Genomic DNA, 16,175 nt, shown 5'->3' on the forward strand with positions numbered 1-16,175 from the left:
CAGGATCAAACTCTCCATAGAAAGTTCATATCTCTAGCTTCTTTACGCTTTTCGCTTCGTTCAGTTTTCAAGGAACATCTCTTTGTCAAACAACGACTTCAGCATTTTAACACTTTTTTCACTTATCGTCAACCACATTTTTCGTTGCTGACGACGTTTATTAATTTAACATACATTTTATTTTGTTGTCAACATTATTTTTAAAAAAAAATGTTCTCGTTTATTCGTTGATCATATCATGTTATTTCTTGCATAAGATGGTCATAAAAAGGACAAGGGGGGACAAATGTTGAAGTTTTTTTATATACTCGACGGAAAAGAAATAAAAAAATGGCTTCTCATCATATCAATTGCCTTCGTCACAGCTTCGATTTTTTACATTCAACAGCTTGCAAGTGAGTTTGTATTTTCCACTGACCCTGGGCCGAAAGCCATTTACAAAGTTGAAAATAAAAACAATGAGCTCGCATTGACATTTGATATTAGTTGGGGAGAAACAAATGCGATACCTGTTTTAAACGTGCTAAAAAAACATGGAGTGAAAGCTACATTTTTTCTATCTGCTTCTTGGGCTGAACGTCACCCACGCATCGTAAAAAAAATCGTAGATGATGGACACGAGATCGGGAGTATGGGTTATGAGTACAAAAACTATACTGAACTAGAGAGAGGGAAAATTATTCGTGACTTAGCTCAAGCTAAAAAAGTGTTTGATACGTTAGGCATTAAACATACCCCTTTCCTACGCGTGCCGACAGGAAATTTTAATAAAAACGTTTTGAAAGTTGTTCATTCTTTTGGTCATACTGTTGTTCATTGGAGTGTTGATTCAAAAGACTGGCTTAATCCTGGCGTAAATGTCATTGTTGAAAATGTGACAAAAAACGCAAAAGGCGGAGATATTGTGTTACTTCATGCATCAGACTCAGCGAAGCAAACCGCTCATGCATTAGAGCAAATTATCGTTTGGATGAAAAAAGAAGGATATAAAAGTGTGACCATATCCGATCTTGTCAATAACGCTCATATAAAAAGTAAAGAAATAAAATGAGGCAGCAAGCCTCATTTTATTTCCGCAAAAGTCGATGCAATGTAAGCAACTGATACGCATTACAAATCAATAACGGAAACAACATTAAATACAACCAATTTTCTTCGTTGATCCGCAATACCGGAAACCACTCAATCACCGTTACAACAACCATAAAAAATAACGCAGGAACAAACGCTTCTTTATTTGTCTCACGCATTTTTACATAGGCTACAACGAGTCCAAACAAAAAAATCAATAAAGCAACGAGTACATAGCTGACGATCGATTCGCCTTCTTTCGCAAACAGTTGGTAGCGAAAATAAACGAGATCAAATAAAACAAAAGCAATGAGAACAATTTGTACCGCATTCCATAGTCCGACAGATCGGAAAATTCCAAGTCCAAAACGATGAATCGTTAAGTATGCAAAAAAGCCCATTTGACTAATGACGCTAAAAATGAAACCTACACCAATAAGCCAAACGAGAACAGATAAAATTTCTTTTATCTCAAACGATGTGAAAAGATGTGCGTATTCATTCCATTTCACAACAAAGCCAACAATCCCCGTGCTTATTCCGCCGACAAACAACGTAGAAAAAAATAATTGAACCCACTTTCGACTGTTCACTTATGCAACCTCCACTTCTCAATATCCCTTTCAAAATTCTATCAACGAAATAAGAAAAATGCTAGCGAATATTTTTTCAAAGAACATTGAATATTAACAGTAAGGAAATTTGTTGAAAGGGGCCCTTGATGATGAATCGAACACTTTTGCTCCTCGTGTTTAGTTACGTATTAATGATGACAGGGTGTGCCCAGCAAGAAAAAACTCCTGCGCAACCCGATTACGACCAAACGAAAAAAATGGTCGTTGATATTTTAAAAACAGACGAAGGAAAAAAAGCAATTCAAGAAGTGATGAGTGATGAAAAAGTCAAACAACAGCTTGTTATGGATCAACAAATTGTAAAAAAAACTATCGAAGAAACATTAACCTCTGAAAAAGGAAAAGCGTTTTGGAAAAAAACTTTTGAAGACCCAAAGTTCGCGCAAAGTTTCGCGAAAAGCATGCAGGAAGAGCATGAAAAATTATTAAAAGCGTTAATGAAAGATCCTGAATATCAAGCTATGATTGTAGACATTATGCAAAACCCAGAAATGAAAAAATTAATACAAACAGAAATGAAAAACAAAGATTTTCGAGCTCACTTACAAAAAGTCATTACAGAAACATTCAACAGCCCGTTATTTAAAGCAAAAATTGAAGACATCCTCATCAAAGCAGCAGAAGAAATGCAAGGCGATAAGAAAAAATCGGATCAAGAAGGATCAAGTGAAGATCAAACAGCATGAGGGGCGACTAAGCCCCTCACCGTAATTTCGCAATAATTTTTTTAGCAATATCCATATATACTTTTCCAATTGGATGATCTTCACCATATATAGAAGGAGCAAAATCCTCGTCATTCCAATCCGGTTGCCCAAGCGGCAATTGCCCAAGTAAATCCGTCTGCAATTCTTCCGCTAATTTTTGGCCGCCCCCTTTTCCGAAAATATATTCTTTTTCACCGGTTGTTTTACTTTCAAAATAAGACATATTTTCGATAACACCAACAACTTCGTGATTCGTCCGAACGGCCATCGCCCCCGCTCTCGCTGCAACAAAAGCAGCCGTTGGGTGAGGAGTTGTTACGATGATTTCTTTCGATGTTGGGAGCATTGTATGCACATCTAACGCTACATCCCCTGTACCTGGTGGTAAATCTAATAATAAGTAGTCTAATTCTCCCCATTCCACTTCGTCAAAAAAGTTTTTTAACATTTTCCCAAGCATCGGTCCACGCCAAATAACCGGCGAGTTATCTTCTACAAAAAACCCCATCGAAATCACTTTTACACCGAAACGTTCAACGGGAATAATTTTTTCTCCACGAACAACCGGACGTTCTGTAATGCCCATCATATCCGGTACACTAAATCCATAAATATCTGCGTCAATTAACCCAACTTTTTTCCCAAGCCGAGCAAGCGAAACGGCTAAATTGACGGATACGGTTGATTTTCCTACCCCTCCTTTTCCGCTCGCAATCGCTAAATAAATCGGTTCATTTGTTGTACGTTCTTCTTCAAACGGCAATTGGGCAAAACGAAGCCCCACAGAAGACGCTCCTGCGTCTTTTAAACGTTGCACAACGGTTTGTTGCACTTGAAGTTGTTCTGCCGTTCCTGTTTTCGCTAAAGCAATTTTTACACTTACTAGCCCTTTTTCTTTATTTATTTTAACTTCTTGAATTGCACCTGTTTCTTTAAACGTTTTTTTCAAAAAAGGGTCGTAAATCGTTTCGAGTAGCTCCACAACTTGTTTTTCTGTCAACATTGCACCTCACCAATCCTTATGTATTCGATTTCACACTTTCAATATAACATAATTTTCTGGATAAAAAAATGAATCCTTCTCACTCAGAAGGATCACGTTCATTTGATACGTAACGTAAAATGCCTTTGTAAATCGAAGCCGCTAACTTTTCCTGATACGATGAAGACGCTAGTAGTTTTCGTTCTTCCTCGTTTGATAAAAAACCAATTTCAACTAAAGCCCCTGGCTTTTTAGCCATTTTTAATAAATATACCGTTTGAATGGGCTTCGCCAATCGATGTGTATTTTCCAAATTGACACGTAGCTCTTGTTGAATAAACTTAGCTAATCTTGCATTTTCCTCTAGTGAAGGATAGTAAAAAACTTGTGCGCCTCTCCACTTCGGCGAGGGGATGGCATTTAAGTGAATACTAATGAAAAAATCTGCCTCTGACTCATTAACAAACTGCACTCGCCGTTGTAAGTCTTCTATTTTTCTTCGGCTATATCCTCTTGTCTGTTCGCTAGCTAAATCATGATCTCCTTCTCTTGTCATTTGAACAAGCGCACCTTGTTGTTGCAAATAATCGCGTAATTTCAACGCCACATGTAGCGCGATTTCTTTCTCCAAAACGTCTCCTCCAACCGCTCCCCCATCAGGTCCTCCATGCCCCGGATCAAGAACAATAATTTTTCCTGATAACGGTAAGCTCCATGCTTTCCAAGAGCGATCATGAAGGACATAAAACTGTAAAAAAAGGACAAAAACAATGGAAAAAATAATAATACGTATTTTCATCCCTTCTCCTCCCCACTATTTATGTTATATGGGACAAGGGAGGAATTTAGAACAATTACTTTAAACGAAGACGTTTGCGACGCAATCCTTTTTCGACTCCTTCTTTCCACCATCCATCTATGTAACGGGCGCATACATCGTACAAGTCATCTCCGTATTGCTTCATATGCTCATACAATTCATAAATAAGTTGCGTATATTCATCAGTACAACGTCTTTTCACTGTTTCCGTTGATTCACCATAATATATAAAACGACTATAATGTACTCCGATCAAATATGCTTCAATCGCCACATCAATACATATTGTTTCAATACATTCAGAAATAACAATGTATCGCTTCCAATACGTGCGCGTACGTTCCCACAGTTCACGATAAGAAAGATCGCGCAATGCATTTCGTTCATCAATCAGTTGCTTTTCTACCTTTTTTACCGTAAACGACGTAAGTATTCCCAACTTTTTATCCCTCCTCACACATATTGTCCACGTAAGAAGGAGAGATATACAAAAAAATCTCGGCAAATAATTGCCGAGATTTTTGAATTAACGTTTTGAGAATTGTGGTGCACGACGAGCGCCTTTAAGACCGTATTTCTTACGCTCTTTCACACGAGAGTCGCGCGTTAATAATCCTGCACGCTTTAATGTTTGACGATATTCAGGGTCAACTTGCAACAACGCACGAGCGATACCGTGACGAATTGCGCCTGCTTGACCTGTAAATCCACCGCCGCTTACGTTTACTAACACATCATAGCTACCGAATGTTTCTGTTAAAACAAGCGGTTGTTTTACAACTTCAACTAACGATTCATATGGAACATAATCACGAATGTCACGACCATTTACGATAATACGTCCTTCACCTGGAACGAGACGCACACGCGCAACTGAACTTTTGCGACGGCCTGTGCCGTAGTATTGTACCTGTGCCAAAATAATGCCCTCCTTTAATCAATTATCCACGAAGTTCGTAAACTTCTGGTTTTTGTGCTTGATGCGGATGTTCACTTCCACGGTAAACGTGCAATTTTTTGAACATTTGACGACCAAGGCTACCTTTTGGAAGCATGCCACGAATTGCTCTTTCAAGCATTTGCTCTGGATAATTTGTGCGCATTTCAAGCGCTGTTCTTACTTTTAATCCGCCTGGATGTAAGCTGTGACGGTAGTATAATTTGTTTGTTAATTTTTTACCTGTTAATTCAACTTTCTCTGCGTTGATGATGATCACATGATCACCAGTGTCAACATGCGGTGTGTAAGTTGGTTTATGTTTACCGCGCAAAATTGCAGCAACTTCACTAGCAAGACGTCCTAACGTTTTGCCTTCTGCATCAACAACGTACCATTTACGTTCTACTTCATTTGGCTTCGCCATATACGTACGCATTTGTTTTCCCTCCTAAAATAAAAAATGAACAAGCGATATTTATTTCAACACGATTAATTTCCGGGGCTAATCGTGGGTTTAAAATACATACCATATGATATAATATCTCTTTCAACACCCAATGTCAAGAAAATGTTACACCTGGATTAGTTGTCATACGAAACGTGCCACAAATAAAGACCGTGACCTGGGGCTGTCTTTCCCGCAACGCTTCGATTTTTCTGTTCCAAAATTGTTTTGATCTCTTCTGCGCATCGTTCTCCGCGCCCGACTTCTAGCACTGTTCCAACGATAATGCGAACCATATTGTATAAAAAGCCATTGCCAACGAGACGGAAGATAAGCTCTTCTCCTTCCTGAACAACTTCCGCTTCATAAATTGTACGAACTTTATCGTCCACTTCTGTTTTTGCTGAACAAAAACTCGTGAAATCGTGCGTTCCGATTAAATAACGAAGGGCTTCATTCATCGCTGGGACACTAACATCATACGGATGGTGATAGACGTAATGGCGTAAAAATACGTTTTTCTCTCCTATCCAGACACGGTAACGATATTCTTTCTTTTTCACACTAAACCGCGCATGAAAAGAAGAAGGTACCTCGCTTGCTTCTTTCACAATGACGTCATCGGGAAGAAGAGCGTTTAATGCTTTTGGCCATCTTTCATCTGGGATCATAAGGGGTGTATCAAAATGAATGACTTGTCCATATGCATGGACCGTAGCGTCCGTCCGTCCTGACGCATATACGCGAACAAATTGCCCCTTATGAATGATCGAAAGCGCACGCTCAAGCTCTCCTTGTACCGTTCGCTTTTGTTGTTGAATTTGGTACCCCGCAAAATGCGTACCATCGTACGCAATAGTGCATTTGATTCTTCTCATGATGTTCGCTCCTTTTTATGAACGAAGTAACCATAGCAAAATAGCCAATAGGCCAAGCAAAAGCATAAAAGCTGTATCTATTCGTCTCCATGTTAACTCGCGCCATTTTGTTCGATTTCGGCCGCCCCGATATCCGCGTACTTCCATGGCAATAGCCAGCTCTTCTGCTCGTTTAAAGGAGCTAATGAATAGCGGAACGAGCAACGCCGTCATCGCCTTCATCCGTTCTGATAGCGGTCCGCTTGAAAAATCGACACCGCGGGCCGTTTGAGCTTTCATAATTTTTTCGGTTTCTTCCATCAATGTTGGGATAAAGCGAAGAGAAATCGACATCATTAACGCTAATTCATGCACAGGTATATTCCACTTTTTTAACGGTGAAAGCAACGACTCCATACCATCTGTCACTTCAATCGGCGTCGTCGTTAACGTCACTAGCGTTGTAACAACAATGAGAAGTAAAAAGCGCAACGAAATAAACGTCCCCTGTTGAATCGCTTTATCGTACACTTCGATCCCAAGCCATTGGAAAACGATCTCCCCTTCTTTTGTTAACAATACATGAAGAAGAAATGTGAATACGATAATCCATAAAACTGGCTTTAACCCTTTCACCATAAATGAAAATGGGATGCGTGATAAAAGCAACAACACACATGTGAAGAAGGTCAACAATCCGTATGTCCAGCCGTTGTTAGCAAGAAACACAATGAATACATATATAAACATGAACAACAATTTCGTGCGTGGATCAAGACGATGAATAAGAGAATCTCCGGGAACATATTTTCCAATAATCATACTGTTCATCATATGCGCTTCACCTTATTAAATAACGTTTGTAAGTTTGTAACGACATCTTCTATCGTCAAACATGGGGTGTGAAACTGCACACCGAATTTTTGTTCGATTGCCCGCTGAAACAAAACTGTTTCGGGGACATCTAACCCAAGGTTTATTAAATCATCGACGTGTTGGAAAATATGTTCAGGTGTTCCTCTTCGCACAATCGTTCCTTGATGCATCACGATAATGTCATCCGCATAACGTGCTGCCTCTTCCATGCTATGTGTAACAAGCACAATCGTCATTCCTTTTTGTCGTTGGAGTTGTGCAAACATATCCATCATTTCTTTTCGCCCACGAGGATCTAACCCTGCAGTAGGTTCATCTAACACGAGTACCTCTGGGCCCATTGCTAGCACACCCGCAATAGCCACCCGACGCATTTGCCCACCGCTCAAAGCAAATGGGGATTTATGTCGCACGTCTTCTGGCAATCCGACAAGCGCTAACCACTCACTAACGCGAGCTTTCGCCTCCTCTTCTGTCATTCCAAAGTTCATCGGTCCAAAACAAATATCTTTTTCTACTGTCTCTTCAAATAGTTGATGTTCAGGAAATTGAAACACAATGCCCACTTTTTTCCTTAAAGGCTTTAACTGTTTTTCTTTTTTTCCTGCTGTAATTGTACAATTACCAAGATGAACCGTCCCTTTTGTCGGTTGAAGTAAGCCATTTAAATGTTGTAAAAAGGTGGATTTTCCTGATCCGGTATGACCGATTACCGCAACATACGAGCCACTACGAATGTTAACATGAATATCGTACAGCGCCCGCTTCTCAAAAGGGGTATTTATTTGGTAGCGATGTTCGACATCGCGGAATACAATGTCCATAATTCACTCACCAACCCCTCTATTGTCAAATGATCGGTTGTAATCGGAATACGATCGTCCTTCAACCGTTGACTTAGTTGCATCGAAAACGGTAAGTCTAACCCCATTTCTTCTAACTTCGTCCCATGCGCAAAAATATGTTTAGGTGTTCCCTCTAGTGCGATCCTTCCTTTATTCATGACAATCACTCGGTCGGCTTTTGCCACTTCATTTAAGTCATGAGTAATTGAAATAACCGTCATATCGTGTTCACAACGAAGTGATTGGATCACTTGAAGCACTTCTTTTTTGCCATTCGGATCAAGCATCGATGTTGCCTCATCTAAAATAATGATATTTGGTTGAAGAGCAATGGCGCTTGCGATCGCCACACGTTGTTTTTGTCCACCTGATAGACGATGTGGTTCGTCATTCATGAAATTTTCCATACCTACTTTTTGTAACGCTTCTTTTATGCGCTTTTCCATTTCATGTTTTGGTACGCCGCGATTTTCAAGACCGAAGGCAACATCATCTTGAACAGTCGTTCCAACAAACTGGTTATCTGGATTTTGAAATACAATACCTAATCGCTCACGTACGTCCCATACCGTTTCGTCATTTAATGGAATCCCACATACGTGAATCGTGCCGCTTGTCGGTGGTAGCAATCCAATTAACAACTTTGCAAGCGTGGACTTCCCTGAGCCATTATGTCCGACAATCGTTACCCATTCGCCTTTGTGCACTTGAAACGACACGTTTTGCAGGGCATGTGTTTGTTCATTTGCATATTGAAAACTCACATGTTCTACACGTACTGCAACTTCCACGTCTCTCTCCTCATCTCTTCTGAATTTTCTTACTCTCTACTCTACTACAAAAAAGAAAACAAAAAAAGGGCATAGATCCAGTTCAAAAACTGTCTCGCCCTTGTAAAAACGTATTAAACTAGTTCAATAATAACCATTGGCGCACCGTCACCACGGCGTGGTCCAAGTTTCATAATGCGCGTATAACCACCTTGACGGTCTTGGTAACGAGGTGCGATGTCGCTAAACAATTTTTGAATCGCATCTTGACCTGTTTCTGTGTTTGCGACTTCTTTGCGTACGAATGCAGCCGCTTGACGACGTGCGTGCAAATCGCCGCGCTTTCCTAATGTAATCATTTTTTCTACAACAGACCGCAACTCTTTTGCACGAGCTTCTGTTGTTTCAATTCGCTCATTAATGATTAAGTCTGTCACTAAGTCACGAAGCAATGCTTTACGTTGAGAGCTTGTGCGTCCTAATTTTCTGTAAGACATGTGATGTCCCTCCTTTATTTCACTTTTAACATGAAAATGCCTAGTTAACCAAACGCTTAACTAGTCATCTTTACGTAAGCTTAATCCTAGCTCTTCTAACTTCGCCTTTACTTCTTCAAGCGACTTGCGGCCTAAGTTGCGCACTTTCATCATATCTTCCTCTGTTTTTTGCGCAAGCTCTTGTACTGTATTAATGCCAGCACGCTTTAAGCAGTTGTACGAACGAACAGAAAGATCAAGCTCTTCAATTGTCATCTCGAGCACTTTTTCTTTTTGATCTTCTTCTTTTTCGATCATGATTTCAGCGTGTTGCGCTTCATCTGTTAAGTTCACAAAAATGTTTAAGTGCTCTGTTAAAATTTTTGCCCCTAGTGAGATTGCTTCTTTCGGGCCGATGCTACCATCTGTCCACACGTCGATCGTTAACTTGTCGTAATTTGTCATTTGACCGACGCGCGTATTTTCGACTTGGTACGATACGCGCGATACCGGCGTATAAATGGAATCGATCGGGATAACACCTATCGGTTGATCCTCGCGCTTGTTAGCGTCAGCTGGTGTGTACCCACGTCCGCGTTTTGCTGTCATTCTCATCCGTAAACGACCGTCTTTTGCTAATGTAGCAATCTGAAGGTCTGGATTGAGAATTTCTACATCGCTATCGTGAGTAATGTCGGCAGCTGTAACGACTCCTTCACCCTGTACATCAATCTCAAGCGTCTTTTCTTCGTCCGAATAAATTTTTAGCGCTAGCTTTTTAATGTTTAAAATGATCGTTGTTACATCTTCCACGACGCCATCAATTGTTGAAAACTCGTGCAATACACCATCTATTTGAACAGATGTTACAGCGGCACCAGGGAGTGAGGATAACAGGATACGACGTAAGGAGTTACCCAAAGTTGTACCATATCCACGCTCAAGTGGTTCAACGACGAATTTGCCATATTTGGCATCCTCGCTGATTTCAACCGTTTCGATTTTCGGCTTTTCAATTTCCAGCATTCCTTTAACCCTCCTTCAAAACGTCGAAACCCCGATTAAACCGATGACAGCTCAATCGAAATTCCCCCATGAATAAGTTCCCGAATGTGCACAACAACTGTTTTTCATTTCCCTGTAAGAATGACTATATCCCATTATTGACACATACGCAAATTCTATACAGAGAAATTAAACACGACGACGTTTTGGCGGACGGCATCCGTTATGTGGAACCGGTGTAACATCTTTAATTGCTGTAATTTCTAATCCAGCCGCTTGAAGTGCACGAATCGCTGCTTCACGACCAGCACCTGGACCTTTTACGTTTACTTCAACAGTTTTCATGCCATGCTCCATTGATGCTTTTGCAGCAGCTTCTGCAGCCATTTGTGCAGCGAACGGAGTTGACTTACGAGAGCCTTTAAAGCCTAACGCACCTGCACTTGACCAAGAAATTGCATTTCCATGAACGTCTGTAATTGTGACGATTGTGTTGTTAAAAGTCGAACGGATATGAGCAATACCAGATTCAATGTTCTTTTTTACACGACGTTTACGCGTATTCGTTTTACGTGCCATTCGTTCATGAACCTCCTTTACTTAATTATTTTTTCTTGTTCGCTACTGTACGACGTGGACCTTTACGTGTACGAGCGTTGTTTTTCGTATTTTGGCCACGAACTGGCAATCCGCGACGATGACGAAGACCACGATAGCAACCGATCTCCATTAAACGTTTAATGTTTAAAGATACTTCGCGACGAAGATCTCCTTCTACTTTCAAACGATCTACGATTTCACGAATTTTCCCTAATTCTTCTTCTGTTAAGTCGCGAACGCGAGTGTCTTCAGATACGCCAGCCTCTGCTAAGATTTTTTGTGCAGTTGCTTTACCGATTCCGTAAATGTATGTTAATGAAATGACTACACGTTTGTCACGAGGAATATCTACACCTGCAATACGTGCCATGATTTGTACACCTCCTCAAGTTTTATCCTTGTTTTTGCTTATGCTTTGGATTTTCGCAAATAACCATAACTTTTCCGCGTCTGCGAATAACTTTGCATTTTTCGCAAATCGGTTTTACAGATGGTCTAACTTTCATGAGAACTTACCTCCTTGTTCGTGCGGAGTGTTATTTATATCGATACGTAATTCTTCCACGTGTTAAATCGTAAGGTGATAACTCAACTGTTACTTTATCACCCGGTAAAATGCGAATAAAATGCATGCGAATTTTACCTGAAACGTGAGCTAAAACGGTATGACCATTTTCAAGTTCCACTCGGAACATCGCATTCGGCAACGTTTCAACGACTGTACCTTCCACTTCAATTACATCGTCTTTCGCCATTGAACGGCTCTCCCTTCTTTTTTGAAATGAGTAACATGTTCAACTAACACGACCAGTTTACAGCTTACGATGCGCATCCGCAAAGAAGGTTAAAGCGTTCAAAGTGTTGTTAAAATTTCATATCCCGCCTCAGTAATCGCAATCGTATGTTCAAAATGAGCACAAAGCTTGCCATCTACTGTGACGACTGTCCAATTATCTTCTAACGTGCGAACATAACGGGTTCCTGCATTCACCATCGGCTCAATGCACAGAACCATGCCTGGCTTTAACCGCGGTCCCTTATTTGGCGGACCGTAATGTGGGATTTGCGGATCTTCATGTAAGTCTTGACCAATTCCATGTCCGACATACTCACGCACAACGGAAAAGTTATGCGCCTCAACGTATGTTTGGATCGCATGGGAAATGTTCGTTAACCGTGCGCCAGGTTTCGCTTCTTCCAATCCACGATACAATGACTGCTCTGTCACTTCTAAAAGCTTTTTCGCCTCTTCTGAAATGGCTCCGACTGGATATGTCCACGCCGAATCACCATGGTATCCATTGTACTTTGCGCCAATGTCGATGCTAATAATGTCTCCTTCGCGAAGCACACGGTCTCCCGGAACGCCATGAACGAGTTCTTCGTTTACGGACGTACAAATGCTCCCTTGGAATCCATTATATCCTTTAAACGAAGGAATTGCATCATGTTTACGAATGAACGTTTCAGCAATATGATCGAGCTCTCTTGTCGTTATGCCTGGCTCGATATATTTTTGTAATTCTTGATGAGTTAAGGCAACAATTCGGCCAGCTTCACGCATAATTTCAATTTCGCGTGGGGTTTTGCAAATGATCATTATTGTAAGCCCCCAAGTAATTCACAAATGTCAGCAAACACTTGATCGATATGTTGTTGTCCGTTAATGTTGCGCAAGTACCCTTTTGCTTCATAAAAATCGAGCAACGGCTGCGCTTGTTTCATATTAACTTCAAGACGATTTGCTACGGTCGCTTCATTATCATCTGCACGTTGATACAACTCTCCGCCACATTTATCGCAAACACCTGCTTGAGCTGGCGGATTGAATACGAGATGATATGTTGCGCCACATTCTTTACAAATGCGTCTGCCTGTTAAACGTTCCATCAAAATGCTTTTATCTACTTCAATGTTAATGACGTAATCAATCGAACGATTTAACTGTTGAAGAAGTGTTTCTAACGCTTCTGCTTGAGCGACCGTTCTTGGAAAACCGTCAAGCAAAAATCCGTTTTGGCAATCGTCCTTGCTTAATCGCTCACGAACAATGCCGATTGTCACTTCATCTGGAACAAGATCGCCACGATCCATGTACGACTTCGCCTGTAAACCGAGCTCTGTCCCTTCTTTGATCGCTGCTCGAAACATATCCCCAGTAGAAATGTGAGGAATTTTGTATTTCTCAACGATTTTTTCTGCCTGTGTCCCTTTTCCGGCACCCGGCAGTCCCATCAATACTAAATTCATCAATTTCTCCCCCTCAGCTCTGTATGAGGTAGAGGGAATAAAATTCCCAACACCTCTTTTTATTTAATAAAGCCTTTATAATGGCGCTTCACTAATTGGCTTTCTAGCTGCTTCATCGTCTCTAAAGCAACGCCGACGACGATTAGCAAGCTCGTTCCTCCAATTTGAGCAGAAGGCGGCAGTTTAGCGAACTCGATAAAGAAGACAGGAAGAACAGCGATTGCTGCTAAAAATAGAGCTCCGACGAAAGTTAATCGATACAAAACGCGTGTAATGAATTCTTGCGTGTTCTTTCCTGGACGAATGCCTGGAATATAACCACCTTGCTTTTTCAAATTGTCCGCCATTTGTTCTGGATTAACTTGAACAAACGCATAAAAATACGTAAAGGCAACAATTAAAGCGACGTATATGATCATCCCAACTGGTTGCGTGTAGTCAAAAACTTTTTTAATCCATAATGTTACATCATTCGAGCCGAAAAACGATGCAATCGTCGGTGGAGTAATAATAAACGACACCGCAAAAATAACCGGTATGACACCTGCCGGATTCACTTTTAACGGAATGTGCGTCGAATGACCACCTACTGGACTACGTCCTTCTAATCGCTTCGCATATTGAATCGGAATTTTCCGAAACGCTTGTTGAATATAAATGACGCCAACAATGACCGCTACAACTGCTAAAGCGATTAACGCTACTGTCACGATACGTAAAAACAGCTGGTCACCAGCGTTTTCAAATTGTTGAACGTAAATTTGATTGAGTGTCACCGGAATGCTAGAAACGATCCCTGCAAAAATTAATACTGATATACCGTTTCCAACACCTTTGGCTGTAATTTGCTCACCGAGCCACATTAAAAAGGCTGTTCCAGCTGTTAAAACGAGCGCAATAAGCAAATATGTCGAGATGCCTGGGTTTTTAATAAGCATACCACCAGACATATTATGAAAGCCGTACGACATAGCGAACGCTTGGATAAAACCAAGCACAATTGTAAAGTAACGAGTAAACTGAGCAAGCTTACGGCGGCCTACTTCTCCTTGTTTCGACCATTCCGTAAATTTAGGAACAACATCCATCTGTAATAACTGTACGATGATAGATGCTGTAATGTATGGCATGACGCCCATCGCAAAAATAGAAAAGTTTTGTAGAGCGCCACCACCGAAAGTGTTCAATACGCCAAAAGCATTGAACTGGTCTTGCATTTTTAGTACGTCTGCATTCACGCCCGGCACAGGAATAAACGTACCGATGCGAAATACAATGAGCATAAGAAGGGTGAATACAATTTTTCTTCTTATATCACCCACGCGCATAAAATTGGAGATTGTTCGAAACATTAAATCACCTCAGTCGTACCGCCAGCAGCTTCGATCGCTTCTTTTGCAGAAGCAGAGAATTTATGAGCTTTTACTGTTAATTTTTTTGTGAGCTCACCGTTTCCAAGAACTTTGATGCCTGCTTTCAATTTGCTTACTACGCCTGTTTCAAGCAGCAATTCTGGTGTTACTTCTGTACCGTCTTCAAAGCGATTTAATGCTTCAAGGTTAACGATCGCATATTCTTTACGATGAATGTTTGTAAAGCCGCGTTTTGGTAAACGACGGAATAAAGGCGTTTGACCACCTTCAAAGCCAATGCGTACGCCGCCACCAGAGCGCGCGTTTTGCCCTTTATGTCCTTTACCAGAAGTTTTTCCGTTACCAGAGCCGATACCACGACCAACACGGTTGCGTTCTTTACGGGAACCCGGTGCTGGTTGTAATTCATGTAGCTTCATGCCGAGGCACCTCCTTATTCTTCTAATTCTTTTACTGTTACAAGGTGAGAAACTTTATTGATCATTCCACGAATGGCTGGATTGTCGTTATGAACAACTGTTTGATGCAATTTTTTTAAACCTAATGTTTTAACCGTCACGCGTTGGTCTTGCGGACGACCGATTACACTGCGAGTGAGGGTAATTGCTAATTTTTTCGCCATCATTTTTCCCTCCCTTATCCTAACAGTTCCTCAACTGTTTTACCGCGCAATTTTGCTACCTCTTCGGCACGTTTCAATTGCTTCAAACCGTCGATTGTTGCGCGCACCATGTTAATTGGTGTGTTGGAACCGATTGACTTCGATAAAATATCGCTAATACCCGCTAACTCTAATACCGCACGCGCAGGACCACCAGCGATAACCCCAGTACCTTCAGATGCTGGTTTTAAAATGATTTCACCTGCACCGAAATGTCCGATCACTTCATGTGGAATAGTTGTACCAACGATCGGCACAGTAATTAAGTTTTTCTTCGCGTCTTCAATCGCTTTGCGAATAGCATCTGGAACTTCTTGTGCTTTTCCAGTTCCGAAACCGACATGACCGTTTTTGTCACCAACAACGACTAACGCAGCGAAACGGAAACGACGTCCACCTTTTACTACTTTAGCTACGCGGTTAACGGCAACAACGCGTTCTTCTAGTTCAAGTTTATTTGGATCAATGCGACGCATCTCTGTCCCTCCTTCTTAATTAGAATTGTAATCCAGCTTCACGAGCAGCGTCTGCAAGTGCTTTAACACGTCCATGATATAAATATCCGCCACGGTCGAATACAACCGATGTGATTCCTTTTTCAAGTGCACGTTTAGCAATTAATTCGCCCACTTTTTGAGCTGCTTCAACATTGCCTGTTGATTCTAAGTCGAATTCTTTATCTAACGTTGACGCGCTAACAAGCGTCACAGCTTTCATATCGTCAATAATTTGTGCGTAAATGTGTTTGTTTGAACGGAACACATTTAAGCGTGGACGTTCCGCAGTTCCTACTACTTTACGACGAACACGAGCGTGTCTTTTTTTGCGAACTGCATTTTTATCAAGCTTAGTGATCATTCGT

The 16,175-nt window shown here is 41.1% G+C and carries 25 protein-coding genes; 2 read left to right on the forward strand and 23 right to left on the reverse strand.

Annotated features, from left to right (window positions below):
• Window positions 1–289: 289 nt before the first annotated feature.
• Complete coding sequence (pdaB, locus tag BO219_RS13855) at window positions 290–1,051, forward strand: polysaccharide deacetylase family sporulation protein PdaB (RefSeq protein ID WP_077429993.1); 762 nt, start codon at window positions 290–292, stop codon at window positions 1,049–1,051.
• 16 nt (window positions 1,052–1,067) lie between these two features.
• On the opposite strand, the gene BO219_RS13860 is transcribed toward pdaB, so the two are convergent.
• Window positions 1,068–1,664 carry a KinB-signaling pathway activation protein gene (locus tag BO219_RS13860; protein WP_004888716.1) on the reverse strand — a complete coding sequence of 199 codons (597 nt, stop codon included), beginning with the start codon at window positions 1,662–1,664 and terminating at the stop codon, window positions 1,068–1,070.
• A 128-nt stretch (window positions 1,665–1,792) separates the two neighbouring features.
• On the opposite strand from BO219_RS13860, the gene gerD reads away from it, so the two are divergent.
• Window positions 1,793–2,392, forward strand: a complete 600-nt coding sequence (gene gerD, locus BO219_RS13865) for a spore germination lipoprotein GerD (RefSeq protein ID WP_077429968.1) — start codon at window positions 1,793–1,795, stop codon at window positions 2,390–2,392.
• Between the two features lie 16 nt (window positions 2,393–2,408).
• Here gerD and BO219_RS13870 read toward each other — a convergent pair whose 3' ends face one another.
• The 22 genes from BO219_RS13870 to rplR all read right to left on the reverse strand — a co-directional run bounded on the left by BO219_RS13870 (window position 2,409) and on the right by rplR (window position 16,171).
• The gene (locus tag BO219_RS13870; protein ID WP_006322622.1) at window positions 2,409–3,416 is read right to left on the reverse strand and encodes an Mrp/NBP35 family ATP-binding protein; all 1,008 of its coding nucleotides are present in this window, start codon (window positions 3,414–3,416) and stop codon (window positions 2,409–2,411) included.
• A gap of 79 nt (window positions 3,417–3,495) precedes the next feature.
• A complete protein-coding gene (gene cwlD, locus BO219_RS13875) occupies window positions 3,496–4,194 on the reverse strand; it encodes an N-acetylmuramoyl-L-alanine amidase CwlD (protein ID WP_077429969.1) in 699 nt (232 codons plus the stop codon).
• Between the two features lie 55 nt (window positions 4,195–4,249).
• Window positions 4,250–4,654 (reverse strand): DUF2521 family protein, encoded by a 405-nt coding sequence (locus BO219_RS13880; RefSeq protein ID WP_006322625.1) that lies wholly within the window; start codon window positions 4,652–4,654, stop codon window positions 4,250–4,252.
• Window positions 4,655–4,741: 87 nt separating this feature from the next.
• On the reverse strand, window positions 4,742–5,134 hold the full coding sequence (gene rpsI / locus BO219_RS13885; RefSeq protein ID WP_003397701.1) for a 30S ribosomal protein S9: 393 nt from the start codon (window positions 5,132–5,134) through the stop codon (window positions 4,742–4,744).
• A gap of 22 nt (window positions 5,135–5,156) precedes the next feature.
• Complete coding sequence (rplM, locus tag BO219_RS13890) at window positions 5,157–5,591, reverse strand: 50S ribosomal protein L13 (protein WP_012573869.1); 435 nt, start codon at window positions 5,589–5,591, stop codon at window positions 5,157–5,159.
• A gap of 146 nt (window positions 5,592–5,737) precedes the next feature.
• On the reverse strand, window positions 5,738–6,478 hold the full coding sequence (gene truA, locus BO219_RS13895; RefSeq protein ID WP_077429970.1) for a tRNA pseudouridine(38-40) synthase TruA: 741 nt from the start codon (window positions 6,476–6,478) through the stop codon (window positions 5,738–5,740).
• Window positions 6,479–6,493: 15 nt separating this feature from the next.
• Window positions 6,494–7,291 (reverse strand): energy-coupling factor transporter transmembrane component T family protein, encoded by a 798-nt coding sequence (locus BO219_RS13900; protein ID WP_077429971.1) that lies wholly within the window; start codon window positions 7,289–7,291, stop codon window positions 6,494–6,496.
• Window positions 7,288–8,157: an energy-coupling factor ABC transporter ATP-binding protein gene (locus BO219_RS13905; protein ID WP_077429972.1), complete on the reverse strand. Its 870-nt coding sequence runs from the start codon at window positions 8,155–8,157 to the stop codon at window positions 7,288–7,290. The genes BO219_RS13900 and BO219_RS13905 overlap by 4 nt, the downstream gene beginning before the upstream one ends.
• Entirely contained in the window at window positions 8,115–8,969 is an 855-nt protein-coding gene (locus tag BO219_RS13910) for an energy-coupling factor ABC transporter ATP-binding protein (RefSeq protein WP_077429973.1), read from the reverse strand. Before BO219_RS13910 ends, BO219_RS13905 begins: the two co-directional genes overlap by 43 nt.
• 113 nt (window positions 8,970–9,082) lie before the next feature.
• Window positions 9,083–9,445 carry a 50S ribosomal protein L17 gene (gene rplQ, locus BO219_RS13915; protein WP_003397694.1) on the reverse strand — a complete coding sequence of 121 codons (363 nt, stop codon included), beginning with the start codon at window positions 9,443–9,445 and terminating at the stop codon, window positions 9,083–9,085.
• A 60-nt stretch (window positions 9,446–9,505) separates the two neighbouring features.
• Complete coding sequence (locus BO219_RS13920; protein WP_012573864.1) at window positions 9,506–10,450, reverse strand: DNA-directed RNA polymerase subunit alpha; 945 nt, start codon at window positions 10,448–10,450, stop codon at window positions 9,506–9,508.
• 168 nt (window positions 10,451–10,618) lie between these two features.
• The gene (rpsK, locus tag BO219_RS13925) at window positions 10,619–11,008 is read right to left on the reverse strand and encodes a 30S ribosomal protein S11 (RefSeq protein WP_003397692.1); all 390 of its coding nucleotides are present in this window, start codon (window positions 11,006–11,008) and stop codon (window positions 10,619–10,621) included.
• Window positions 11,009–11,033: 25 nt separating this feature from the next.
• Window positions 11,034–11,399 carry a 30S ribosomal protein S13 gene (gene rpsM / locus BO219_RS13930; protein ID WP_003397691.1) on the reverse strand — a complete coding sequence of 122 codons (366 nt, stop codon included), beginning with the start codon at window positions 11,397–11,399 and terminating at the stop codon, window positions 11,034–11,036.
• A 22-nt stretch (window positions 11,400–11,421) separates the two neighbouring features.
• Window positions 11,422–11,535 (reverse strand): 50S ribosomal protein L36, encoded by a 114-nt coding sequence (rpmJ, locus tag BO219_RS13935; protein WP_000868344.1) that lies wholly within the window; start codon window positions 11,533–11,535, stop codon window positions 11,422–11,424.
• Window positions 11,536–11,565: 30 nt separating this feature from the next.
• A complete protein-coding gene (gene infA / locus BO219_RS13940) occupies window positions 11,566–11,784 on the reverse strand; it encodes a translation initiation factor IF-1 (RefSeq protein WP_003247618.1) in 219 nt (72 codons plus the stop codon).
• 98 nt (window positions 11,785–11,882) lie between these two features.
• The gene (map, locus tag BO219_RS13945) at window positions 11,883–12,629 is read right to left on the reverse strand and encodes a type I methionyl aminopeptidase (protein WP_077429974.1); all 747 of its coding nucleotides are present in this window, start codon (window positions 12,627–12,629) and stop codon (window positions 11,883–11,885) included.
• Window positions 12,629–13,279, reverse strand: a complete 651-nt coding sequence (locus tag BO219_RS13950) for an adenylate kinase (RefSeq protein ID WP_077429975.1) — start codon at window positions 13,277–13,279, stop codon at window positions 12,629–12,631. The genes map and BO219_RS13950 overlap by 1 nt, the downstream gene beginning before the upstream one ends.
• Before the next feature lie 59 nt (window positions 13,280–13,338).
• The gene (gene secY, locus BO219_RS13955; protein WP_077429976.1) at window positions 13,339–14,631 is read right to left on the reverse strand and encodes a preprotein translocase subunit SecY; all 1,293 of its coding nucleotides are present in this window, start codon (window positions 14,629–14,631) and stop codon (window positions 13,339–13,341) included.
• The gene (rplO, locus tag BO219_RS13960) at window positions 14,631–15,071 is read right to left on the reverse strand and encodes a 50S ribosomal protein L15 (protein ID WP_032101416.1); all 441 of its coding nucleotides are present in this window, start codon (window positions 15,069–15,071) and stop codon (window positions 14,631–14,633) included. The genes secY and rplO overlap by 1 nt, the downstream gene beginning before the upstream one ends.
• Before the next feature lie 14 nt (window positions 15,072–15,085).
• Window positions 15,086–15,274, reverse strand: a complete 189-nt coding sequence (rpmD, locus tag BO219_RS13965; protein ID WP_035020776.1) for a 50S ribosomal protein L30 — start codon at window positions 15,272–15,274, stop codon at window positions 15,086–15,088.
• 14 nt (window positions 15,275–15,288) lie between these two features.
• Window positions 15,289–15,789 (reverse strand): 30S ribosomal protein S5, encoded by a 501-nt coding sequence (gene rpsE, locus BO219_RS13970; RefSeq protein WP_004888691.1) that lies wholly within the window; start codon window positions 15,787–15,789, stop codon window positions 15,289–15,291.
• A gap of 19 nt (window positions 15,790–15,808) precedes the next feature.
• Complete coding sequence (rplR, locus tag BO219_RS13975; RefSeq protein WP_009361496.1) at window positions 15,809–16,171, reverse strand: 50S ribosomal protein L18; 363 nt, start codon at window positions 16,169–16,171, stop codon at window positions 15,809–15,811.
• Between the last annotated feature and the right edge of the window lie 4 nt (window positions 16,172–16,175).

It is taken from the genome of Anoxybacillus kestanbolensis, assembly GCF_001996285.1.
Classification (GTDB): Bacteria; Bacillota; Bacilli; order Bacillales; family Anoxybacillaceae; genus Anoxybacillus; species Anoxybacillus kestanbolensis_A.